Annotated in this window: 20 protein-coding genes; 12 read left to right on the forward strand and 8 right to left on the reverse strand. The window is 48.7% G+C overall.

What is annotated here, in order from left to right:
• Position 1: 1 nt before the first annotated feature.
• The 3 genes from EHO60_RS15025 to EHO60_RS15035 are packed head-to-tail and all read right to left on the reverse strand — an operon-like array spanning position 2 to position 1,451.
• The gene (locus EHO60_RS15025) at positions 2-526 is read right to left on the reverse strand and encodes an NADH-quinone oxidoreductase subunit C (protein ID WP_135769033.1); all 525 of its coding nucleotides are present in this window, start codon (positions 524-526) and stop codon (positions 2-4) included.
• Complete coding sequence (locus EHO60_RS15030; RefSeq protein WP_135769034.1) at positions 523-1,083, reverse strand: NADH-quinone oxidoreductase subunit B; 561 nt, start codon at positions 1,081-1,083, stop codon at positions 523-525. The genes EHO60_RS15025 and EHO60_RS15030 overlap by 4 nt, the downstream gene beginning before the upstream one ends.
• Positions 1,074-1,451, reverse strand: coding sequence for an NADH-quinone oxidoreductase subunit A (locus EHO60_RS15035; RefSeq protein WP_135769035.1), 378 nt, complete (start codon positions 1,449-1,451; stop codon positions 1,074-1,076). The genes EHO60_RS15030 and EHO60_RS15035 overlap by 10 nt, the downstream gene beginning before the upstream one ends.
• 499 nt (positions 1,452-1,950) lie before the next feature.
• Here EHO60_RS15035 and EHO60_RS15040 point away from each other — a divergent pair, with 499 nt between their 5' ends.
• Positions 1,951-2,415, forward strand: a complete 465-nt coding sequence (locus tag EHO60_RS15040; RefSeq protein ID WP_135769036.1) for a MaoC family dehydratase — start codon at positions 1,951-1,953, stop codon at positions 2,413-2,415.
• Positions 2,416-2,441: 26 nt separating this feature from the next.
• Positions 2,442-2,867, forward strand: a complete 426-nt coding sequence (locus EHO60_RS15045; RefSeq protein ID WP_135769037.1) for a MarR family winged helix-turn-helix transcriptional regulator — start codon at positions 2,442-2,444, stop codon at positions 2,865-2,867.
• Positions 2,868-2,872: 5 nt separating this feature from the next.
• Here the strand turns inward: EHO60_RS15045 and EHO60_RS15050 are convergent, their stop codons facing one another.
• Together EHO60_RS15050 and EHO60_RS15055 are read right to left on the reverse strand one after the other, a co-directional pair.
• Positions 2,873-4,576 carry an HsdM family class I SAM-dependent methyltransferase gene (locus tag EHO60_RS15050; protein ID WP_135769038.1) on the reverse strand — a complete coding sequence of 568 codons (1,704 nt, stop codon included), beginning with the start codon at positions 4,574-4,576 and terminating at the stop codon, positions 2,873-2,875.
• A gap of 158 nt (positions 4,577-4,734) precedes the next feature.
• A complete protein-coding gene (locus EHO60_RS15055) occupies positions 4,735-5,700 on the reverse strand; it encodes an ankyrin repeat domain-containing protein (RefSeq protein WP_135769039.1) in 966 nt (321 codons plus the stop codon).
• 195 nt (positions 5,701-5,895) lie between these two features.
• Here EHO60_RS15055 and EHO60_RS15060 point away from each other — a divergent pair, with 195 nt between their 5' ends.
• On the forward strand, positions 5,896-7,386 hold the full coding sequence (locus EHO60_RS15060) for an amidase (RefSeq protein WP_135769236.1): 1,491 nt from the start codon (positions 5,896-5,898) through the stop codon (positions 7,384-7,386).
• Between the two features lie 76 nt (positions 7,387-7,462).
• Complete coding sequence (locus EHO60_RS15065; RefSeq protein WP_135769040.1) at positions 7,463-7,948, forward strand: flavin reductase family protein; 486 nt, start codon at positions 7,463-7,465, stop codon at positions 7,946-7,948.
• Positions 7,949-7,958: 10 nt separating this feature from the next.
• Here the strand turns inward: EHO60_RS15065 and EHO60_RS15070 are convergent, their stop codons facing one another.
• Positions 7,959-8,741 (reverse strand): LIC_13076 family protein, encoded by a 783-nt coding sequence (locus EHO60_RS15070; protein WP_425460308.1) that lies wholly within the window; start codon positions 8,739-8,741, stop codon positions 7,959-7,961.
• Between the two features lie 289 nt (positions 8,742-9,030).
• On the opposite strand from EHO60_RS15070, the gene purL reads away from it, so the two are divergent.
• Genes purL through ileS form a run of 3 tightly spaced genes read left to right on the forward strand, consistent with a single transcriptional unit; the run spans position 9,031 to position 14,657 of the window.
• Positions 9,031-11,265, forward strand: coding sequence for a phosphoribosylformylglycinamidine synthase subunit PurL (purL, locus tag EHO60_RS15075; RefSeq protein ID WP_135769042.1), 2,235 nt, complete (start codon positions 9,031-9,033; stop codon positions 11,263-11,265).
• Positions 11,262-11,906 carry a leucine-rich repeat domain-containing protein gene (locus EHO60_RS15080; RefSeq protein ID WP_135769043.1) on the forward strand — a complete coding sequence of 215 codons (645 nt, stop codon included), beginning with the start codon at positions 11,262-11,264 and terminating at the stop codon, positions 11,904-11,906. Before purL ends, EHO60_RS15080 begins: the two co-directional genes overlap by 4 nt.
• Positions 11,907-11,912: 6 nt before the next feature.
• Positions 11,913-14,657 (forward strand): isoleucine--tRNA ligase, encoded by a 2,745-nt coding sequence (ileS, locus tag EHO60_RS15085; protein WP_135769044.1) that lies wholly within the window; start codon positions 11,913-11,915, stop codon positions 14,655-14,657.
• A gap of 62 nt (positions 14,658-14,719) precedes the next feature.
• On the opposite strand, the gene EHO60_RS15090 is transcribed toward ileS, so the two are convergent.
• Positions 14,720-15,475, reverse strand: coding sequence for an LA_1326/LA_4305 family lipoprotein (locus tag EHO60_RS15090; RefSeq protein WP_135769045.1), 756 nt, complete (start codon positions 15,473-15,475; stop codon positions 14,720-14,722).
• A 34-nt stretch (positions 15,476-15,509) separates the two neighbouring features.
• On the reverse strand, positions 15,510-15,872 hold the full coding sequence (locus tag EHO60_RS15095) for an STAS domain-containing protein (protein WP_135769046.1): 363 nt from the start codon (positions 15,870-15,872) through the stop codon (positions 15,510-15,512).
• A 114-nt stretch (positions 15,873-15,986) separates the two neighbouring features.
• Here EHO60_RS15095 and EHO60_RS15100 point away from each other — a divergent pair, with 114 nt between their 5' ends.
• The 5 genes from EHO60_RS15100 to EHO60_RS15120 all read left to right on the forward strand — a co-directional run bounded on the left by EHO60_RS15100 (position 15,987) and on the right by EHO60_RS15120 (position 21,861).
• A complete protein-coding gene (locus EHO60_RS15100; RefSeq protein WP_135769047.1) occupies positions 15,987-17,807 on the forward strand; it encodes a hypothetical protein in 1,821 nt (606 codons plus the stop codon).
• A 20-nt stretch (positions 17,808-17,827) separates the two neighbouring features.
• A complete protein-coding gene (locus EHO60_RS15105; RefSeq protein ID WP_135769048.1) occupies positions 17,828-18,544 on the forward strand; it encodes an amidohydrolase in 717 nt (238 codons plus the stop codon).
• Positions 18,545-18,612: 68 nt separating this feature from the next.
• On the forward strand, positions 18,613-19,902 hold the full coding sequence (locus EHO60_RS15110; protein WP_135769049.1) for a hypothetical protein: 1,290 nt from the start codon (positions 18,613-18,615) through the stop codon (positions 19,900-19,902).
• 106 nt (positions 19,903-20,008) lie between these two features.
• Complete coding sequence (locus EHO60_RS15115) at positions 20,009-20,323, forward strand: DUF485 domain-containing protein (protein ID WP_135769050.1); 315 nt, start codon at positions 20,009-20,011, stop codon at positions 20,321-20,323.
• On the forward strand, positions 20,323-21,861 hold the full coding sequence (locus EHO60_RS15120; protein WP_135769237.1) for a sodium:solute symporter family transporter: 1,539 nt from the start codon (positions 20,323-20,325) through the stop codon (positions 21,859-21,861). The genes EHO60_RS15115 and EHO60_RS15120 overlap by 1 nt, the downstream gene beginning before the upstream one ends.
• Position 21,862 lies beyond the last annotated feature (1 nt).

Consider the following 21,862-nt stretch of genomic DNA (forward strand, 5'->3'; position numbering starts at 1 on the left):
GTCATTCCGCCCCCATATCTTCCTTAACATGGATCGTCAAAAGGTCCTCGATCAGGTAATCCTGTCCGAATCCTTCCAAAGGATAATCCTTCCGGAGAGGGTGCCCCTGAAAATTGTCGGGCATGATCAGCCTTTCCAGCTGAGGATGGTCGCGGAAAGGAATTCCGAAAAGATCGAACACTTCCCGTTCCGGCCAGTTGGCTCCCTTAAAGAGGCTTACGATACTGGGAACCGCTTCCCCTTCTTCCACAGGAACCTTGAATTGCACCCTGGTGGTGGATTTATTTCCGGAACGCAATAGATAGCAGACTTCGAATCTAGGATTCTTTTTTCCCAGCCAATCCACTGCGGTGAGATCGTTCAGATAATTCAATTCGATTCCCGGAGAAGTTTTTAGGGCGGAGAATACCTGCAGTAGCCCTTCGGCTTTCAGGAAGAATACGGGGAGGTTGGAGAGCACCTCTTCTTCCTTATAGACGTATTGCGGAAATTTGTCTTTGAGGAAGCGATCTATGGTTTCTTTCATCGGACGACCAAAGGTTTATTTCTTTCATTGATCTCCCGAATTTTACTCATCACTTCCTGCCGTCTCGCTTCCAGGCCCTGGGTCTTGACCTTTTCTTGGAGTTTTATGACTGCGTCGAGAAGGGCCTCCGGACGGGGCGGACATCCGGGAACATACAGATCCACGGGAAGAATTCGATCAATCCCTTGGAGAACGGAATAAGCGTGAAACATCCCGCCGGAAGACGCACAGGCTCCGTAACTGATCACGAACTTCGGCTCGGAAAGCTGGTCATAGATTTCCCTGAGTACGGGAGCCATTTTATAGGTAATGGTACCCAAAACCAAAATCATATCCGCTTGCCTGGGAGAAAAAGAAGGACGTTCCGCTCCGAACCTAGCGATATCGTAATCGGAACAGGAAGCGCTCATATACTCGATTCCGCAACAAGCGGTCGCGAACGGATAAGGCCAAAGGGAGTAACTTCTTCCCCAATTGATGACGGAGTCCACACTGGCCACTTGGACCATATCTCCGTACATCTGACCGGGCTGGCTGAGTTGGTCGTTCAATCCCATTCGAGTGCCCCCTTTTTACGGATATAGATCAAACCTACAACGAGTACCAGAATAAATACAAGCATCTCCACTAGGAGAAAGTTCCCGAGCCCGGCTTCCTTAAAGGACTTCAGATTTACTGCATACGGAAAGAGAAACACCGCTTCTATATCGAATAAAATGAACAGTACAGCGACTAAATAAAACTTAATATTGAACAAACCCTTCGCGTCCCCGTAATATGGAACCCCGCATTCGAAGGTGTCATGGGGCTTGGACTTTTTCTTCGGATTCAGGAGGAATGCGAGTGCTAGGATAAGGGAGGAGAATCCTATCCCGAGGAGGAATTGTATCAGGAGGGGGCCTAGGTGTTCGGGCGAGCTTCCCATATCTATCCTTCTTCTATGGGAACCCGCGCAGGGGCAACTGTCAATCCTTTTGAAACATAAACCGGAAAAACCTCCTCCAAGATTCGGACAAACGGACGTTAACGCGCGTTTCTCTCTTGTTGAGATTTAATCTCCAAAAATGGCCTTCTCTTTCTTTGCGGGGTCCCGTACGAAGGAGAATGACCGTCGGTCTGGAGATAATTTTTTTCCCAATTTGTTTCCGATTCTTCATCGGATCGAAACGGAAAAAACCGAGGATTCGGTATGGAGAAGAGAGTCTATGGAATATATTTTTAGGCCGGACATTCTTGTAACTGAGGGAATGATCTGTGTTTGTTTTTATCTCATCCATAAAATACAATCCGGACAGCGCTCTAAACCGAAAACGGGAAAGTAATCGGCATAACGGTCGTTCTGTTTTTACTCTAAAAAGTTGGTGACAAAACTATCTCTTCCGGTAATTTCTTAAGAAAACTCTCCGAAAAGAGGAAGCGCCAAAATGGCTAAGTTGGTTTTATCTAGTTTTGCGGAACTCGAAGCATACGTAGGAAAAGAACTGGGAACGTCCGAACCCCACGAGATCACCCAAGCCCAGATCGACAAATTTGCGGAGGCCACTCTGGACCACCAATGGATCCATACGGATCCGGCCCGCGCAGCCAAAGAATCTCCGTTCGGCACTACGATCGCCCACGGATACCTGACTCTTTCCATGGCCCCCTATCTTCTCGCCCAGATTCTGGAACTGAAAAACATCAAAATGGGGATCAATTACGGGATGGAAAAACTCCGATTTATGGATCCAGTCAAGGTCGGGTCAAAGCTGAAACTGCGCGCAGAACTGATCGAATTGAAGGACCTGCGCGGAACGGCCAGGATGACCCTCAAGCTCAGCTTCGAAGTGGAAGGAGCTCCCAAACCGGCGGCAGTCGGCGAAGTGATTTACCTCTACCAGTTCGGTTGATCCCGGAACCACACTGACGCGTTCGCATGAATCCCCGTACGATTATTTATCTGATCTCCCGCATTCGGGACGAATTCCATAGACACTTGAACCGAGAGCTCAAGGAAAAAGGGCTCGGACAGCTTTCCACCACCCACGCGGACATACTGTTCGCCCTCGCGATGTCCAAAAAAGTTCCGATGCAGGAAATCGCCAAAATGATCGATCGAGACAAATCCACCCTGACAGCCTTGGTGGATAAGTTGGAGGATCTAGGGTATGTGGAACGGGTACGGGACGACGAGGACCAGAGGGTAGTGAACCTGCAATTGACCCGCAAGGCGTATTCCATACGACCGATCATGCTCGGAATTTCCAGGTCCCTACTTTCGGGTCTGTACAAAGGGTTTTCGGAATCCGAAAAAAAGGAGTTGGTCCGCCTCCTCGATAAACTTTATAAAAACATGAAATAATTCGGTTATAGAAAGAATTCCTGGATGGACACCAGGATCTGTTTTTCCTCGGGATTCCGGCCTACGATCTGTTCCGGCTTTCTACGGCGCCCCGGAGTCCACGGATTCAGTAAATTTCTGTACTTACCGAGAAGAGAGCTGATTTTTTCCTTTTCCATCTCCTTTACTTTTCTCAGATCCGGCACGATCAGGGAATTCAGATCCCCCGGTTCCACTTTTCTGAGACCTTGGGCATATTCCCTAGTCCTGGACTCCAATTCCTTATGAGCGTGAGGAGTGATCAGATAGGCGAAGAGCAATTCTTCCATCCCGGCGTATTCCGGCTTTGCGGTGAATCCGTGAAAACAGGTGAGATTGACGGCGGGGCTGGAGTTCAAAACGAATCGGATATCCTGCCGATGAAAGGAAGTGGCAAGAATTCTGGAAGGCTCCCTACTTTCTTGGGAATGCCAAGGTCTCCTTTTGGAAGGCAGAAACCGGTTCGGCACTCCCCTGCGGATCCCTTCCTCCAGGTACCTACGGATTCCGGTGTGGTCCTCCACATTTAGGATCTCTTTCGCGTCCAAAAGCCATACCTTGGCTCCGCCGGAACGCAATACATCCCAATCGTCTCCGGTAAAGAATGGAGAAAGGGCGTACTGCGCCTTAGGAATGGAACTGCGCAAAAACTCCGAAGGGATTTTCAGACTCGAAGCTTCCTTTTCCGACAAAAGGAAAAATCCGTTGTCTCCTGTAGCGATCCCTCTACGGAATTTCCCGAATTCCAGGATGGATACCCAGTCGTATTGACCTCCTTTGGACATACTCACATAATTATTGTTATACGGTATTTTCGCATCACTTTTTATTCTGGAAAGTGTTTCCCTGCCTTCCCGAAAAGAGTGAGTCCACTTGTGCTCCGCCTTTAGACTGGCGCTGCGCCATTGCAGATTTTCCCCGCCGATCCCTTCGGAGATAAGGGAAGAAGAAATCCTGGACCATAAAAAACCGGGAACTTCCGGTTTTCCGTTTTCCAAAAATAAGATGCAAGAGGAGGTGACCGCTCCCGAAAACAAAGGCCAAGGGGAATCCAAGAGAAGGATCCTCCTCAAAGTTCCGGATTCCAAAAGCGTCTTCTTGACCGGGATTCCGTATCCTGCATTCAGAAATTCGTATGGAAGGAGCACAGCGGCCCGGCCCTTCTCCTTTAGAAGCGAAAGGATTTTCAGTAGAAAGAACACGTAAAGATTCGCGGTTCCCGGAATGGCTACACCGGTCTTCTCTTTAAAGGATTTTAGAAGATCGTTCCCTAACTTGGAGTGGCTCAGTCTCTTGTAGGGCGGATTGCATAGGATCGCGTCGAAAGAAGTCTTTACTTCCGCGCTCAAAAAATCTCCTAGATTCAAAAACCTCGCACTCGGGGGAATTTCCTCTTCTTCCAGATTCCTTTCGCATTCCTGAAATAAGACCGGATCTATTTCCCAACCGTGAAATTCGATGGGCAGATAAAGCTCCGTCTTCGTCCTGTTAAAGACGGAAAAGAAAATTCCTTTGCCAGCCGCAGGATCCAGGATCCGAAACGGAGCCTCCTTTTTCCTCGCAGTCTCCGAATCTCGGACCCATTCAACCATGATCTTGGCCAAGGTGGGCGGAGTAAAAAATTGTCCCAATGCCTTTGAGGAGGAGATCAATGTATGTAAAGAAATATTTTCCGTTGGTTGAATGAACATTTATCTCAGAAAACCGTCCGCCTATTTAGCGTTAATACGACGGATCCGTATTAGAAGATGCTCACAAGCCAAATTGGAGAAACAAAAAAAAGGGAAAATTTCCGAAGAAAACTCTTTAGTATACGCTTAGTATACAAATAGATTTGTAAAAAGTACGTCTACGGAACCTTAGGTGAAAGTTTTTCACCAATTAATCGCGCTACGGATTCCAGTTGCACTTCTTTTGCCAAGTCGAGTGCAGTTTTGCCTTGGATGTCTGTAAGGGCCACATCCGCTCCTAAACCTAGGAGTTTTTCCGCAGCCCCGACGTTCTTTCTGGAAATTGCCTCCATCAAAGGAGTACTGCCTTGGGCGTCCCGTTGGTTGATATTCGTTCCCGCCTTCGACAATAGGTCGAAAATTTTCGGATCCGAGCCAAGAGTTTCTGTGGCATAATGGAATGCGTTGCGAGCTCCGATTTGTCTGACTCCTTCGACCGTCCGAATTTCTTTCAACCTACTGGTAAAGACGGGCTTTGCTCCGTTATTCAGTAAAAATTCGGTGATCGCAAGATCCGGAGGAGAAGAGGCTCCCCCTACTGCCAGAAAAAGAGGGTATTCCTCGGGACCGCCGGGATCGTGATTGGGATTGGCGCCGTTCTCCACCAAAAACTTTGTCAGGATCAAATTCTTATTTCGAATGGCGATGTTCAGGAGAGAAACCGGATGTTGTTCTTCCCCTTTTCGAGCTGCGTATTCCACCTGTGCTCCCGATTCGATCAGTCGTTTTGCCTCGGCCAGATCGTCCATGTCCGGAACCTTCACTTTTAACAGGGGTTGGAGTCTATAAAATAGGACAGAATTCCCTTCCTGGTCCTGCGCGTTCAGATTTGCGCCGTTTTTGATCAGAAATTCGACCACTTCTTCCCCGCTCGCTAGCATCAGTGCGGTGCGGCCGTTCCCGTCTTTTGCATCGATCTTAGCGCCTTGGCTCAGAAAACTTTCCACTTTTTTGAGAGCGCCCTCTTTGGCCGCTAATAGAAATTCCGAATCCAACTCCGGAGAAGCTAAGACAGGGAGGGAGAAGACTAGAATCCCAAGGATCCAGCATTTCCAGGGTGTTTTTTGATGCGCTTTTCGTACCATAAATTCCCTTTTCTTGTCCCTCGGCCTATATTGAAAAAACCCTCGATTCGGAAAATGAAAATTCCTCTCATCCAGGGAATTGCCTTGACCTCTTCCCCTTCTGCCGAATGCTTCTCCCCTTTAGAAAGCTCTTTTACCCGTTTAGTTCGCGTTTTTTACTTCGAAGCGAACGATCGGGGCATGAGAAGGTTGGTTATGGGAAAGGAAAAGTTGGATTTCGATCGTTATGACGCCTTAGGACTCTCGGAACTGGTTCGAAAGAAAAAGGCTCATCCGAAAGAACTACTGGAATATTCGACGAAAAAGATCGAATCCCTAAACCCGAAATTAAACGCTGTGGTGCAGCTCACCATCGAGCAGGCCAAAAGCAGACTTTCGACCGGTAAAATTCCGAAGGGTCCTTTTTTCGGAGTGCCGATTCTGATCAAGGACATGATCCATTGTGTAAAAGGGGAACGGATGACCTCCGGCTCCAAAGCATACGACAAGTATCTGGCGCCGGATGATTCCGAATTCGTGTCCCGTCTGAGAAAAGCCGGTTTCGTTTTTTTAGGTACGACCAACGTGCCCGAATTCGCGTTGATGGGAATTACGGAACCTAAGTTGCATGGTCCGACACGGAACCCTTGGGATCCGGAAAGAACTCCGGGAGGTTCCAGTGGAGGTTCCGCAGCCGCCGTCGCATCCGGGATGGTATCTTTAGCGACAGGCTCGGACGGAGGCGGTTCCATTCGGATTCCGGCGGCGTATTGCGGATTGTTCGGGTTAAAACCTTCTCGGGGCCGTGTTCCCGTTTATCCTTTGGGCAGAATCTGGCAGGGAGCTTCCGCGGACCATGTGATCACTAAGTCCGTACGAGATAGCGCGGCAGTGCTCGATTTGGTTTCCGGTTTGTCTCATCCGGAAGCGTTCGAGTTGGAAAAACCGAGAACTCCGTATTTGGCGGAAACGAAAAAGCATCCCGGTAAATTAAGAATCGCTTATTCGATCGAGTCTCCGATCGGAACCGGAGTGAACGAGGATCATTCCGGCGCGGTCCTCGATACGGTACAATTACTGAAATCCTTAGGTCATAAAGTGACGGAAGCGAAGCCGGAGATCGACGGGAAAAAATTGGCCGCCTCCTTCCTCATGATGTATTTCGGGGAAGTCGCCTCCGAATTACAGATCGCGAAGGCATTTTTAGGCAGAAAAGCCTCCATGAGAGACGTGGAGTCTACGACTTGGATCTTAGGGCTCTTAGGCTTTTCGGTTTCCGCAGGAGAGTTCGTTTCCCAGATGAAGTATTGGGACCAGGCTTCGTATCGGATGGGAGAATTTCATAAGAACTACGATCTATATCTCACGCCCACCACTGCGGAACCCCCGGCAAAGATCGGAGAATTGGCTCCGAAATTCTATGAGGAAATCGCGATGCAGATCGTGGGTCGACTGGGATTGGGCAAGTTGTTGCTCGCTACCGGACTCGTGGACCAACTCGTGGAGAAAAACCTTTCCAGAACTCCCTTTACCCAATTGGCAAATCTGACGGGCCAACCTTCTGTTTCGATTCCCCTTTCCCGAACTCGACTGGGACTCCCGATCGGATTGATGTTCACGGCGGCGAGAGGGCGGGAGGATATTTTGATCCGTTTGGCTTCTCAACTGGAAAAAGCTCGGCCTTGGGCGGATCTGGCCAAAAGTTAACGAAAAAGCCGGACGCAAAAAGGATCGCTTTCACTTCCCACTTTACAAATCCAAATTGATCGCATTAGGTATCCGTATGTCCTTAAGCCACGACGAATTCAAAAACGCACTTTCTCATTTCGCGTCCGGAGTGACGATTGTAACGTTCACGGATATGACCCGCACGGGCGGATTGACGGTGAGTAGTTTTAGTTCTCTTTCCTTGGACCCTCCTTTGGTACTATTCAACCTACAGAAGAATATCTCCAGCCATGATCCTCTTCTCTCTTCCGGCAAATTCACGATCAACATCCTCGCTTCCGGACAAGAAGAACTCTCCAACCAATTCGCGTCCGGAAAAATCGATAAGCACGAATTGATCCAAAAATTAGCCTGCGATCTAGGACACAACGGGGTCCCATTCCTTTCCGAAACACTTGCAAGAATCGAATGTGATTTGGAAAAAGAGATCGATGGAGGGGATCATACGATCGTAGTGGGGCGGGTTCTTTTCGCTTCTTCCGACGACTCCAAGCGTCCGCTTTTGTATTATCGAAGGAGATACAGAGAGTTCGCCGATTAAGTAGATTCTATTATTCGAATGTAAGTTTTTGGAGGTCCGCTTTCCGAATGGACTTACGTTCCGTAATCAGAAGGGGAACTCGGAACTCCGTCCTTTGGAGTTTGTCCTTTGCAACAAACTTGACTCCGTCGGATTTCGTTTCTATTTCGACTTCATGATCGTTTTGGGCAAAGACCTTACCCTCCACCGTACTGCCGTCCTTTAAATGCAATCGGTCCACAGTCCCGCCATCCGGGTCGGAGAACTGCCTTTCTATCGTGATGTTTTCCGCGTCGAAGCCTAGGATCTTACTCGAAAACGTTTCTCCGGAAACCAAATGAACGGTGACTTTTCCGGACATGGCCATCCGGTACAATTGCTGCTCTACCGTTTCGCTTTGTTGATCCCAGTGATTCGCATACATACCCTCTTCACAAAACTCGACGATAAAGGTCCGTTTGGTGATCGTGAAGAGCCAACCTAAAAGAATCGTGACGGTATAATCGTGCCATTTTGCCGTTTCGGTCGTACGGATCGTCTTTCCCGGCGGCGGTTCCGGTAAGGGAGAATTCAAAGGAGGAATCAAGCCGAAAAAGACGGAAGACTTCCATGCCGGAATGAGACCTCCGAGAAAGGACCAACGGGATTGGACGGATTCGATCTTACAGGAAGCGGAAGATTCGGCGGCGAGAATCATACGATTTTCAGGATTCGTACTGATTCGCTTTTCGAGCGTACAGAAGTTCAGCAATACCGGAACTGCTAGAAAAGCACATGAAAGGAATTTATTTCGCTTAACGATGCTTTGCTTCATTTTTCTCGATCCGATCCGAACCAAACGGGAACCCTTTTTTTGTCGAAAGTATTCTTACTGCAAAGGCCGCACAAGTAAAATTAGGGGTTAGAACAAGATCGTTCCAAAGCAGAATATCGTAGCGGAAAAAATCGAGAGACTTCCTAGGGAAACGAAACATGTACTCCTACGCAAACGTCTCTTCCCATCCGTCGATGGATACGACAGTTCGGCCAACCCCCGTTACAACCGCCAAAACTCCTAATTCTAGTTTCCCTGGGACGTTGAGCGGGAAAAGCTGGTCCCTGTAATGGAAAAAGAAGCCGTTTCCCTCGAAGATGCCCTAGAGCACGGACTCACTGCGGATGAATTCGCCAAGATACAAGAAATATTGGGAAGAGTTCCCAATTCCACAGAACTGGGAATCTTCTCGGCCATGTGGTCCGAGCATTGTTCGTATAAAAATTCCATTCTGCAATTAAAAACCCTACCTACCAAATCGGACAAACTCTTGGCCCAAGCGGGAGAGGAAAACGCGGGCGCAATGGATATAGGGGACGGATTAGCGGTGGTATTCAAGATAGAAAGCCACAACCACCCCACGGCAGTAGAGCCTTACCAAGGTGCGGCCACGGGAGTAGGCGGGATCATGAGGGACATCTTTACGATGGGAGCCAGGCCCATCGTCTCTTTGAACTCTTTACGATTCGGAAACCCGGACCAACCCAGAAATAAATATCTTCTCTCCCGTGCGGTCAAAGGAATCGGCGATTACGGAAACTCTCTCGGCATTGCAGTTTCGGGTGGAGAGCTTTTCATAGACGAATGTTTTTCCAAAAATCCTCTCGTAAACGCCATGACCGTGGGAATCGTCCGTCACGACCAAATGGCGAGCGCCACTACCGGAGGAAAGGTAGGCAATGCCGTATTCATCGTAGGTTCCACGACCGGACGGGACGGGATCCACGGAGCTTCCTTCGCCTCCAAGGACCTGACCAAGGAATCCGAATCCAAAAGATCCGCGGTCCAAGTCGGAGATCCTTTCATGGAAAAGCTGTTGATGGAAGCATCTCTGGAAACGATCCAAAAGAAACTCCTCGTAGGAATCCAAGACATGGGAGCGGCGGGAATCTCCTGCGCTACCTCCGAAATGAGCGCAAAAGGCAAGACCGGGATGAGAATCAACTTGGATCTTGTCCCGTTCCGAGAAACCGGAATGAACGCGTACGAAGCCATGCTCTCCGAAAGCCAGGAAAGGATGCTCGTGATCCCGATCAAAGGGAAAGAAGAAGAGCTGATTTCTATATTCAAAAAATGGAATTTAAATGCCGTTCAAATCGGAGAAGTCACCGACTCCGGTCTTCTCGAAGTTTATAAGGACGGAAAGCTGAAGGCCAAAATTCCAGCGGAATCACTCGTGCTGGGCGGAGGAGCTCCTCGTTACGTTAGGGAAACGAAACGCCCGGAATATTTAGACAAAGTATCGACTTGGGCTCCGGAATCCTCTCAGGATCTGAAAGCCGGAGCGGAAATTTCAGGTGCGTTGAAAAAGCTGATCGGAAGCTGGAATCTATCCTCTAGACGACCGATCATCGAGCAATACGATACGGAAGTGGGATTAGTCAAACTGATCGGGCCCGGATTCGACGGAGGGCTCTCCGCGATCTCCGATACGAATCGCGCTCTTGCGACCGCGACGGATTGCAATTCCAGATACACGTATCTCGACCCTTACAAGGGAGCCATGTTCGCGGTCTGCGAATCCGCAAGAAACGTAGCGGTGACGGGCGCTTCTCCCTTCGGAGTTACGAACAATCTGAATTTCGCGAACCCTTATATTCCGGAAAATTACTATATGTTTTCTGAATGTATTCGCGGAATGGGGGACGCTTGTCGCTTTCTAGAAGTTCCCGTAACCGGAGGAAATGTTTCCTTTTATAACGAATCCCCCGAAGGTCCCATTTTTCCGACTCCTACGATCGGTATGGTGGGAATTCTGGAGGATAAACGAAAAGGCATCCGGAATTATCCGGTAAAATCCGGAACCCGACTGGCATTGGTCGGAAGGTTTCGCCCTTCTCTCGGAGGAAGCGAATTCCAAAAGGTTTTCCTAAAAAAGGTGGAAGGCAAGATGCCCGAATTGGATCTCTCCGACGAAAAATCCCTGATCGCCCTTCTCGTTTCGTTCGCCAAAAACTCCCGAGTGACTTCGGCTCGGGACCTGTCTCTCGGAGGAATCGCGGTGGCCCTGGCCAAGACCGCCATCTTCTCCGGATTGGGAATTCGGGCGAATTTAGGCGCCCTGAAGAAAAATAGAACGGACCTGACTCTCTTCGGAGAAACTGCCGCATCCGTACTGATCGGATACGAAATCGGCTCGGAGACGGAAATCTCCCGGGAAGTTTCGGCTAGCGGTCTCGAATTCCATAAAATCGGCGAAACCGTCTCGGAGGGGAAACTTGTGATCGAAGACGTTCATCTGGAAATTCCTCTGTCGGAACTTTCTTCCGAATACGAATCCGGCCTAGTGGAGGTCTTCCGATGAAAAAAGCGGGACTTCTCCTTTTCCATGCTTTCTTAGCGCTCTCGTTTTTTCTCTCCGGTGCTTGTAAGAAATCCGCGGAAGAACTTTTAGTGAGTGCAGCGAAACATCCGGAAACCGTGGAAAAACTGGATTTAGGGCTCGGAAAATTAGGAGTCGTTCCCGATGTTCTCTTCCGCTTCCCGAATCTGAAATGGCTGGACCTCCGACTGAACCTTCTTAAGAGCCTGCCCGATAATTCGGGAGATTGGAACAAACTGGAATATCTGAACGTATATGGGAACGATCTGAATCTTCTGCCGCCCTCCTTCCGAAACCTCTCCGCGCTCCGGATTTTTCTGGCGGGAAACAACGACTTCGAAAGAATTCCGGAAGAACTAACGGATCTTCCTTTAGAGGCGCTGTACCTGGATCAAAATAAATTAAAATGGGGGGAAGAGGATGTTGCGATCATCGGTCGCTTGCACCGCTTGGAAATCCTGGATATTTCCAAGAATCTAAAAATCGTTTCCCTCCCGAAAAACATCGGCGCTTTGGCGGATCATCCCAAGCTCAGGGTTTTAATCCTGAAGGATACGGGACTTAGGACCGCCGACGTCGAAATCGCCCGCAAAACGTTACCGAAAATACGAATCGAATTTTAAGAATCCATGAAAGAAGAAGAGAAGAAAAATCCCTACTCCGATACAGTCATCCTTCCCCAAACCGATTTTCCGATGAAAGCCGGACTCTCCACTCGCGAGCCGGAACAGATCAAAAAATGGGAAGAAGGAAAAATCTTTCACAGAATGAAGGAGAAAAGGAAGAACGATCCGCAATTCGTGCTACACGACGGTCCTCCTTACGCGAACGGAAATTTTCATACGGGCCATGCTCTGAACAAGATCCTAAAGGATATGATCGTAAAGTCCAAGGCTATGTCGGGATTCTGCACGGACATGATACCGGGCTGGGACTGCCACGGTCTGCCCATAGAGGTTCAGGTTCTGAAAAATCTAGGGAAAAAGGCGAAAGAAACCGGGCCGGAAGAACTCAGAAAACTTTGCCGTCAATATGCGGAGGAATTCGTAGTCAAACAAGGCCAGGATTTATCCCGCTTTTTATGTTTTTGGGAACAAGGCCGCATCTATAAAACCATGAGTCCCGAATTCGAAGCCAAGATCGTGGAAGTCTTCGGCTCCTTATTCGAAAAAGGCTATGTATACCGCGGAAAAAAACCGGTCTACTGGTGTATCGAACTCGCCACTGCACACGCCGAAGCCGAGATCGAATATCATCCGCATGTCTCTCCATCCATTTATGTGAAATTTCCGGTACAGGGAAAACAAGGCTCCTACTCCTTAATCTGGACCACCACACCCTGGACCCTTCCCGCGAATTTAGCCATCAGCTTTAACCCCAGATTCTCATATTCATTCTACAAAACGCAAGAAGGAGAATCTTTGCTGATCGCGGACGGATTAAAGGAAGCGGTCGAAAAAGCCACGGGCGTAAAACTGGAAAAGTCCGAGCCTGTCAGTCTCCAGGAGCTGGAATCGATGAAATTCCAGCACCCTTTCCTGGACCGGGAATCCATTCCGCTCTTCGGCGAACATGTCACCTTGGACGCGGGAACCGGAGCGGTGCATACTGCTCCCGGACACGGGCAGGACGACTACAGAGTCGGTTTGGCCGCGGGACTAGAACCTTATTCGCCCGTAGACGACTACGGAAAATATACGGACGAATTTCCGATGATGAAAGGAACCAAGGTTTGGGATGCAAATCCGAAAATCGTGGAGCTCCTGAAAGAGAAAGGCTATCTCCTACATTATTCCGAATTCGAACATAGCTATCCTCATAGCTGGAGGAGTAAGAAGCCCCTCATCTTCCGCGCGACTCCACAATGGTTTTTTAAAATAGATACCAAAGAACTTCGGGAAAAATCCCTCGATGCCATCGACAAAGTCCAGTGGATTCCGAACTGGGGAATCAGCCGAATCCGCTCCATGGTGGAGACCAGGCCGGATTGGTGCCTATCCCGCCAACGGAATTGGGGAGTTCCTATTCCGGCCTTTACCTGCGAATCCTGCGGAGAGACGCACTTGACCCCGGATTCCGTCCGCTTTTTTACGGATTTAGTACGCAAAAGAGGGATAGAAATATGGTACACGGAACCCGCCGCCTCTCTCCTACCTTCCGGAAGCAAATGCGAAAAATGCGGTTCTTCCTCGTTTAAAAAAGGAGGAGATATTTTGGACGTCTGGTTCGATTCCGGTGTGTCTAACTTTGCAGTATTAAGCGAAAGAGACTCCGAGCCCCCCGCTGATCTGTATTTGGAAGGATCCGACCAACACCGAGGATGGTTCCAGTCCAGCCTTTGGCCTTCGATGGCCCTTAGAGGAATTCCTCCTTACAAATCCGTACTTACTCACGGATACGTTTTGGACGATCAGGGCCGTGCCATGTCCAAATCACTGGGCAACGGAATCGATCCGACCAAGGATATCATAAACGTATACGGCGCCGACATACTCAGACTCTGGGTGAGTTCCCAGGATTTCAGGGACGATGTTCGGGTAGGAAAAGAAGGCCTTAAAACCATCGCGGACAATTATCGAAAAATCAGAAATACCTTCCGTTACCTTTTGGGAAATCTCGCGGGCCATACCCGAGAACAAAATCTTCCGATCTCGGACCTGGAAGAAGTGGACGCATATTACCTGTCCAAATTGGCGGACCTGGCCGAGGAACTCAAATCCCATTACGAGTCCTACCAATTCCACCAAGTATATCAAAAACTTCTTTTGTTCTGTACGGTTTCCCTTTCCCAGGATTATTTCGAAATGATCCGGGACCGTATGTATTGCGATCGTCGGGATTCCCGTTCCAGACGATCCTCCTGTACCGTTCTGCAGATGATTCTGGAGACCCTTTGCATCTACTCCGCACCGATCTTGAGCTTCACTTCCGAAGAAGTATGGAAGGAAAACGGAAAAACTGATTCCGTCTTTTTGGAGAATTTTCCGAATGTTACTGCCTGGAAAAATCCGGAATTGGAGTCCAAGTTTACCCGAACCTTGGAAGCGAGGGAGAGCGTGCACAAAGCTCTGGAGATGGCGCGCCAAGCGGGCAAATTAGGAAAATCTCTGGAAGGCGCGGTAGAGCTTGCCGGATCCGAAATCGGAGAATTGAAAAATCGGTTTTCCCCGGCGGATCTAGAACTGATCTTTACGGTTTCCCAGGTTCGTTTCGATTCCACGAATCGGGAAGTTCTGGCGGAACACGACAACTCAGGCTTCCAAGTCAGGATCGTCAAACCTACGGAAGGCGAATGTCCTCGTTGCTGGAGACGCCCGGCAGAACCGCGGCAGGACGGACTTTGTGTCCGCTGCTCCGAGGCGATCCGCACTTAAATCATTTCGAAGAGAAAAGGAGAATTTTCTCTTTTACGAATGTAAAAAAGGCGGATCCGAAATCAGGGTCTGTCGTTTTCGTCGGTTAGTTTGACCGGGCCGTATTGTTTTCTGGGCTGGAACTTGTATTTGGTCGGATTCTTCAGATCGAACATCACCCATTTGCGCTGCGGAACCCCACCGACAAGACCGAAATCGAAATTCTCCCCTTCCACGATCTCCGTTCCGTCCGTGGATTGAGACAATTGTATCTCTTCGATCCGAGTCCAGCGATTGAATTCCAAAGTCTGGTCCTTGTCCACGAGTTCCCGTTTGATTCGGCCAAAAAGAACGTTGAGTCTGGAATCCGCCGCCCATAGAATGCAAGTGGTCAGCTCGTCGTAAGAAATCACGGATTGAGTGTCATCGTATTTGGAAACCAACACAAGCAGTCTATCTTTGGGAAGCGCTTTCAGGGCGAACGGAAGGTCTCGGGAAAGAAGGTCCAGTTCATGGTCGGAAAAAACAAAATCGGAAAAATATCCGATGGCCGTCCGCTTAGAGTATCTCAGGTTTCCGAAATAATCCTTCACCTTGGTCTGGTCCAATAGAATAGGGTGTTCCAAGGAGGAGATCTTAGTGAACTTATAAAAGTCGCTCAGTTCCTTGGATTCAATTTTAAATAAGGCGATTCCTTCGGAGCGAAACACGACTTCCCGACTGGAATACGGATAACATCCCGAAATCCCGACAATCGCAGCCGCCAAAAATACAAGGGAAAGAAGCCGGACCTTCGACCGGGAATATTGCAGGAAAGTTACGGGAAGTCTTTGTTTCATCTGTATATAGGAAAGAAGTGGAATCGGAAGAGTTTCAGTTCGTCTTGAGAAAATCCGAAAAGTTCGGATATTTTTCCAGAAATTCTTCCATTGTGTAAAGATTTACGATGCGATCCAGTCCGGAAAGCCGAAAAACGGAATGCAGCGACTTATTTAACCCGAAGATATTAACGACACCGTTTTTGTCCCGGATCTGGTTCCGGACTTTGATGATAATCCCTATACCGGAAGAGTCGATGAATTTTACTAATCCCAAATGAAAACTAATGATCTCAGGGTATCCGTTCCGAACGCTCTCCTCGAATTCCACATAAAAGTCCCGGGAATTATCCATAAGGATATCCTCCTGGACCGAAAGGACAAGGTGATTGTCCCGGACTAGACTTTTGAGAATCATGGAAAAATAACAGGCATCGGAAATCCAAGTATGTCAAGAAATAAGTATCTTAGTTGATTTATTTCCTAACGGCAGCCAGGATACTATTAAAGCGGTCCATCGGGAATCCAAATCATGTCCGAATTCGACAAAACCAAAAAAAGCATCGGTGTAAACAATCTGGACGACAAAGCCAGAAGGGAGATGTTCGATAAATTCCAATCGGCCGGCGGAAAAGTCGTATCGGAAAAGGACAAAAAAAGAGAAGAAGCCTCCAAAAAGCAGAGGGAGCAACCTCAAGTCAGACAAGGTGCAAGAAGCCAAGCCGGCGGGAGGGATTCGCGAGGACCCGCATCCAGACCTTCTCCGTCCGCGGCCTCTAAAGCGACCGCTAAACAGAATCCGATCCGGGACCGCAAAGCCATCGAAGCGGAAATGGGGAATTTCTTCAATCGAATGGCGGTCAAGTTCAAGTGCTGGATTTCCCGTGTAACTCCTTTTTCCTCCGGCGAACTTCTCCCGGGATTTCTGTCGGAACTGAATATGGCGGGCAAAAAAGCGATTCTGGAAATGAACTTCGTCGGGAACGATCTTTTGGGGAACCCGGCCTATGCTCCGAAAATCGCCAAGGAATTGGACTCCCAAAATCCGCTTTATATAGAACTTTTAGGTCGGATGCACAAGGTCTACGACAATGTGGAACTGAACCAGCTTCTAGACGCGCATAACGCGGCTCCGGATATGCCCTTGCCGATTTCTCGAGTGCAACAACCTCTGTATTCTTTGTTTAAAAAACTCTATTATATCTATCCGTTCCAAGGCTCTTACGTAAAGGCCGTGACGATGGGTTACCAAGCCCTCGAAAAATTGGAGGGTAAACCTTCCACCGTATACAATACGAAGCGGAAGCGAGCTCTTCAAGAATTCGATATCCTCTACGGAACTCTCTTCGATAAACTCTACTTGGCTGTTCTTCGCAACGAAAATAAGAATATCCCGTTGATCAGCTCCTTCATGGAAGATGTGCTCGGAATTTTGCCCGAAGAAAAATTAGGCCAAAGGCAGCCTGGAGAAGAATTGGACGAAATCTCCGGCGGAGCCCATGAGGAAGAGGAAGAACCGGAAGAAGCTCCTGTAGAAGAGATCCCGGATCCGGAAGATTCTCTGAGTAAGGAATTGAAATACGGTTTAAAGCTGATGAGATCCTTGACCTTGGATCAGTTGCGGAAAAAACACGATCCTCGCGGGGATTACGATCGGATCGCTTCCGCAGACAAGGCGTTTCTTTCCTGGCTATTCTTCCGGGAATTCGACGAGGAGTATTCGTTCGTAATGACCACCAAGAAGATCGATTTGAAGCCCACCATCGTAGGCGGAGCCAAAATGGATTTTCGTGAAAAACTGATCGATCTCTACGAAACCACCCGCGGTATCCAGGAACAGTTCCGAATTTACGACCAGTATCATAAAGAGCTGGATTCCCACCTGAAAAATCCCGGCGGAAATTACATCGAATCTTCCAAGAAAACCTCCGCCTTAGAAACGAAGAAAAGCCAGCAGTCTCGGAATGTTCGTGTGACGGTGAAGGAGTTCCTGCAGAAAGGCTCCGATCTTCTGGGAAAACTCATCGCCGACATGAAGGGGAAAAAGGAAGTCGTCACGAATATGGACGACTTGATGACCTTCGACCTCATGGAAGCCAAAAAACGTCTGAATAAAAAACCCATCAAGCAGTGCATTATGGAAGCTTACTGCTATGCCCTGGCCTTAGCCGAGCGTCTGGAAAACGGGGATCTCTTCGGCGGGGTTCCGGAAATGAACGCGGAAGAGATGGAAAAAGAATTCGGCATCAAAGCAAACAACGAGCAGGCGGAGACGGAATTGATGGATCCGAACGCAGGTTCGAAAGAAGCCGACGACAATTTCGGCGTAGATCCCTCCATACTCTCCGATTAAATTAGGATCACAGGTAACTCGTGGCTTCCGTTAAGATCACCCTATTTCAAAAAGAACTTTCCCAACCCATCTCTCCGGACCAACGTTCCAAACTTTCCAAGGAAAAATCGGATTTCCTGATTCTACCGATGTACTTCCCGGGAGGAGGAACCGCTTCTCCCGAATCCCTTTCCTCTCGTTCCAAAAGTTTCAGCGACGAATTGTTGGCCGTTTCCGAGGTCTATAAAGGAGCCATCCTAGGGGGATGTATGTTTCGAAAGGACGATTCCGGGAAATTGAGACTTTCCGTGCCGATCGTTCAGAACGTGGTACTGATCGATTGGTATGACGTCAAAATATTAAGCGAAGAGGATTCTCCCGCGCTACCCGGCGCCGGAGAAGAAGTATTGATTTTAGGGGGGTTCCGCTTCGGCGTCTTCGTCGGAAAGGAAATCGGCGACGCCCAAAGATTCGAACGCCTACAATCCGAGAACATCAACTTAGCCTTCCATCTGGATGCGGTTCCCGAAAACGGAATTTCGTATTCCGAAGATCTGAAGCGATATGCGGACCTGTCCTCCACATACGGATTGTATCTACTCAGATCTTCCGGCCACGGGATCCCGTTCGGTAAGAAAAAGATCGGTCGCAGTCTTTTGTCCACTCCCACCGGAGTCGCATGGAAGGTGGCCGAGTCAGAAAACGATAAGGAAATTATAAAAACCGTAAATATCAACGGGATCAACGGCCTGTTTTAAAAGCATTGTTCCGAACCCGACAAAGGTCTTTTTTTTCCAAGATTTCCGAGTATCTACTTCCCGGGTTCGTGGTTTGCATTCATGCAGTATTGGGATTTTTCGGATTTCCGATACTTACCATAGACGGCTATTGGCATATGCCTTCCAGAGATTGTTGGTACGATCGTCCTTTACAAGCCCTCGTAGACCTGCACGGGACTAGTCCCGTACTTCCGCTCCTGCATTCCTCTGCGGCCCATATCGGAGGAGGTGATCCTTATCAGGTATACGCTTGGACCCTTCCTCTACTGCATTCCGTCGCTTGTTTTCTTTTCCGGATTACTTTGCGCAGACTTCGGATTCCTTTTGCGACTGTATGGACCGGAATCTTTCTTTTGAATCCGCTGGTTTTCGCTTTCTTCCGATACCCCTTCTACTCCACGTATCTCTTCTTCTTGTCCATTATCCTATTGTATTGCCTCTGGGGGATGCGAAAAGAAAACCCTAGACTCCTCAGCACCTCCGCGATCATTTCCCTGGCTGCCGCGATCCGACCTTCGTGGCATCTAGGCTTGGCTTTCTTTTGGATCTGTTGGTTGGCTTGGCATTGCAGGAGGAAGGTTTCCCGTAAAACGGTACTTTTAGCGTTCTTTACGCTCTCTCTACCCGGAATTCTTTATCTGAAAAATCTGTATCTCTTCGATAACTTCTCCGCCTCCTCCTGGCTCGGTATGAATTTGGCCAGATCCAGGCAGATCCAGATAGAAGCATCCGAAGGAAGGCGAGTGGAGGCGTTCCAGCTCCCTCTTTCCGTTTATCACGGAGTGATATCCGAACCGGATCCCACTTTAGATCGGTATTCCGACAGGGTTTGTCTGAACGGACAAAACTATCACAATGCGGAATTTGTCCAAATTTCCAAAAAATTCATGGATCGGTTTCTGCAAACCTTCGACTTAGGAGAAAATCTGAATTCTCTCCGTTTAGGCTTCAAAATATATCTAAGTAGTCCATCGAATTATCCTTTTATAAAGCCTTTATCAGACGCATTACCGGAAGCGGTCCGAAAATATCCCGGACTGGATTGGTTTTCCTTTGGACCGACGGGAGGATTCGACAGAAATTTTTATCGATTCGTCTATCCTTTATTATTAATATTGAATTTATTCCGATTTTTCAGGGCCTCTTTCCGGTTCCGGATCGTTTTTTTGCAGATCGCAACATTGACTTTTCTGTATTCCTTTGTGGACCCGTTCGAAGCCAACCGAATGAGGTTCGAATTGGAACCTTTCTGGTATCTGTCTTTTTTGCTCGCTATAGGAGGCGCCAAAAGGTCGTTCGTCGGGACATACAAAAAGCTCCGAAAACCCCGAAGCTGATTCCGAATCTTCCTCGTTTTGTCCGGATTTTCCGACTTCCCTCTTTTTCTCCTTGCGGAGAAAGCAAGAATCTCTAGGATTCTCGATTGCTCTGACAGGGGGAAGGATGAAATTAAAACCTCATCAACTGATCGAATCTCCGGAATTCAAAAAACTGGTACGATCCAGATGGACAGTGAGCTTCATACTTTTGGCGTTCCTTTTCGTAAATTACTACGGCTTTATACTCGCCATCGCTTTTAAAAAGGCATGGTTGACGGAACGGATCGGAACGACCGCGAATTTCGGTCTTCTCGCCGGCGCTCTGGTCATCGTCATTTCCTGGTTCCTGACCTTAATCTACGTGTATTGGGGGAATGCCTTTTACGACAAAAGGATAGAAAGCCTTAAGAACACTCTGGAAAAAGAAGGGGAAAAATGATGGAATCCACATTAGGACAACCTAATTTTATATCGGTCGCATTCTTTCTCGTCTTCGTTCTTTTGACTTTAGGGATCACGTATTGGGCCGCGAGGAAAACCAAAACCTCCAGTGAATTTTATGCGGCGGGGAGGAGCATCACCGGATTCCAAAACGGATTGGCATTGTCCGGAGATTATATGTCCGCGGCTTCCTTTTTGGGAATCTCGGGTATGGTCGCATTAAAAGGTTATGACGGCATCATTTACGCTGTAGGTTGGCTGGTAGGATGGCCGGCGCTGATGTTTCTCATTGCGGAGCCGCTTCGGAACCTAGGTAAGTACACATTCGCAGACGTTTTGGCTTTTCGGCTCGGACAAAAGCCGATTCGAATCTCCGCCTCTATCGGAGGAATCCTGGTCACACTCACCTATTCCATCGCCCAAATCGTAGGTTCCGGAAAGCTCATCAACCTGATGTTCGGAATCTCCTATGAATCCGCGGTGGTTTTGGTCGGCGGAGTCATGCTACTGTACGTTCTGTTCGGAGGAATGATCGCCACTACTTGGGTACAGATCGTAAAAGCCGCATTGCTACTTTTCGGAGTGACCCTTTTGGCGTTGCTCGCTCTGGCTAAATTCGGATTCAGCGTCTCGGACCTGTACGGAGCGGTGGAAACTACCTACGGTCGATCCGCCCTGGAACCGGGAGGATTGGTTTCGAACCCTCTGGACGCCATCTCGCTAGGATTGGCACTTATGTTCGGATTATTAGGACTTCCGCATATTCTAATGCGTTTTTATACGGTTCCCGACGCGAAAGAAGCCCGAAAATCGGTGGCATACGCTACCACGTTCATCGGTTACTTTTACATCATCATTCCGATCGTGGGATTTGCCGCGGCGGTTCTAATAGGTAAGGACAAAATCGCCGCCGTGGATAAAGGAGGAAATATGGCTGCGGCGCTTTTAGCGGAACTTCTGGGGGGAACTCCCTTCCTAGGCTTCATCGCTGCGGTGGCTTTTGCGACCATATTGGCGGTAGTGGCCGGTCTAACTCTAGCCGCTGCTTCCACGATTTCCCACGATCTGCATTTCAACGTGTTCCGGGAAGGAAAAGCCACGGAGGAGGAGCAGGTTCGGGTGGCGCGTAGAGCTACCGTAGCCTTCGGGATTTTCGGGATCCTTTTAGGAATCCTCTTTAAGGATCAGAACGTGGCTTTCATGGTGGGCTTGGCCTTCGCGATCGCCGCTAGCGGAAATTTCCCGGCCCTATTCCTATCCATCCTTTGGAGGAACTTCAGCACGGCAGGCGGAGTGGCTTCCATCCTTTCCGGGTCCCTTTCCGCGAGCCTACTGATCATACTCAGTCCTACTGTTTGGGTGGAAGTTTTCGGATTCTCATCTCCGATCTTTCCTTATAAAAACCCGGCGATCTTTTCCATGACCCTTTCCTTTTTAGCGGCGTTCGTATTCTCCAAATGGTTCCCCGAAAAGAAAGCCCAGAACGCTTATGAATCGGAAAAAGTAAGGGTATATCTCGGAATCGGGGCGGAGTAGA

This window comes from Leptospira fletcheri (genome assembly GCF_004769195.1).
In the GTDB taxonomy this organism is placed as follows: domain Bacteria; phylum Spirochaetota; class Leptospiria; order Leptospirales; family Leptospiraceae; genus Leptospira_B; species Leptospira_B fletcheri.

Bases quoted from the DNA above. Each gene is read 5' to 3' on its own strand.
- EHO60_RS15025 (WP_135769033.1), bottom strand. From the start codon at position 526: ATGAAAGAAACCATAGATCGCTTCCTCAAAGACAAATTTCCGCAATAC.
- EHO60_RS15030 (WP_135769034.1), bottom strand. From the start codon at position 1,083: ATGGGATTGAACGACCAACTCAGCCAGCCCGGTCAGATGTACGGAGAT.
- EHO60_RS15035 (WP_135769035.1), bottom strand. From the start codon at position 1,451: ATGGGAAGCTCGCCCGAACACCTAGGCCCCCTCCTGATACAATTCCTC.
- EHO60_RS15040 (WP_135769036.1), top strand. From the start codon at position 1,951: ATGGCTAAGTTGGTTTTATCTAGTTTTGCGGAACTCGAAGCATACGTA.
- EHO60_RS15045 (WP_135769037.1), top strand. From the start codon at position 2,442: ATGAATCCCCGTACGATTATTTATCTGATCTCCCGCATTCGGGACGAA.
- EHO60_RS15050 (WP_135769038.1), bottom strand. From the start codon at position 4,576: ATGTTCATTCAACCAACGGAAAATATTTCTTTACATACATTGATCTCC.
- EHO60_RS15055 (WP_135769039.1), bottom strand. From the start codon at position 5,700: ATGGTACGAAAAGCGCATCAAAAAACACCCTGGAAATGCTGGATCCTT.
- EHO60_RS15060 (WP_135769236.1), top strand. From the start codon at position 5,896: ATGGGAAAGGAAAAGTTGGATTTCGATCGTTATGACGCCTTAGGACTC.
- EHO60_RS15065 (WP_135769040.1), top strand. From the start codon at position 7,463: ATGTCCTTAAGCCACGACGAATTCAAAAACGCACTTTCTCATTTCGCG.
- EHO60_RS15070 (WP_425460308.1), bottom strand. From the start codon at position 8,741: ATGAAGCAAAGCATCGTTAAGCGAAATAAATTCCTTTCATGTGCTTTT.
- purL (WP_135769042.1), top strand. From the start codon at position 9,031: ATGGAAAAAGAAGCCGTTTCCCTCGAAGATGCCCTAGAGCACGGACTC.
- EHO60_RS15080 (WP_135769043.1), top strand. From the start codon at position 11,262: ATGAAAAAAGCGGGACTTCTCCTTTTCCATGCTTTCTTAGCGCTCTCG.
- ileS (WP_135769044.1), top strand. From the start codon at position 11,913: ATGAAAGAAGAAGAGAAGAAAAATCCCTACTCCGATACAGTCATCCTT.
- EHO60_RS15090 (WP_135769045.1), bottom strand. From the start codon at position 15,475: ATGAAACAAAGACTTCCCGTAACTTTCCTGCAATATTCCCGGTCGAAG.
- EHO60_RS15095 (WP_135769046.1), bottom strand. From the start codon at position 15,872: ATGATTCTCAAAAGTCTAGTCCGGGACAATCACCTTGTCCTTTCGGTC.
- EHO60_RS15100 (WP_135769047.1), top strand. From the start codon at position 15,987: ATGTCCGAATTCGACAAAACCAAAAAAAGCATCGGTGTAAACAATCTG.
- EHO60_RS15115 (WP_135769050.1), top strand. From the start codon at position 20,009: ATGAAATTAAAACCTCATCAACTGATCGAATCTCCGGAATTCAAAAAA.
- EHO60_RS15120 (WP_135769237.1), top strand. From the start codon at position 20,323: ATGGAATCCACATTAGGACAACCTAATTTTATATCGGTCGCATTCTTT.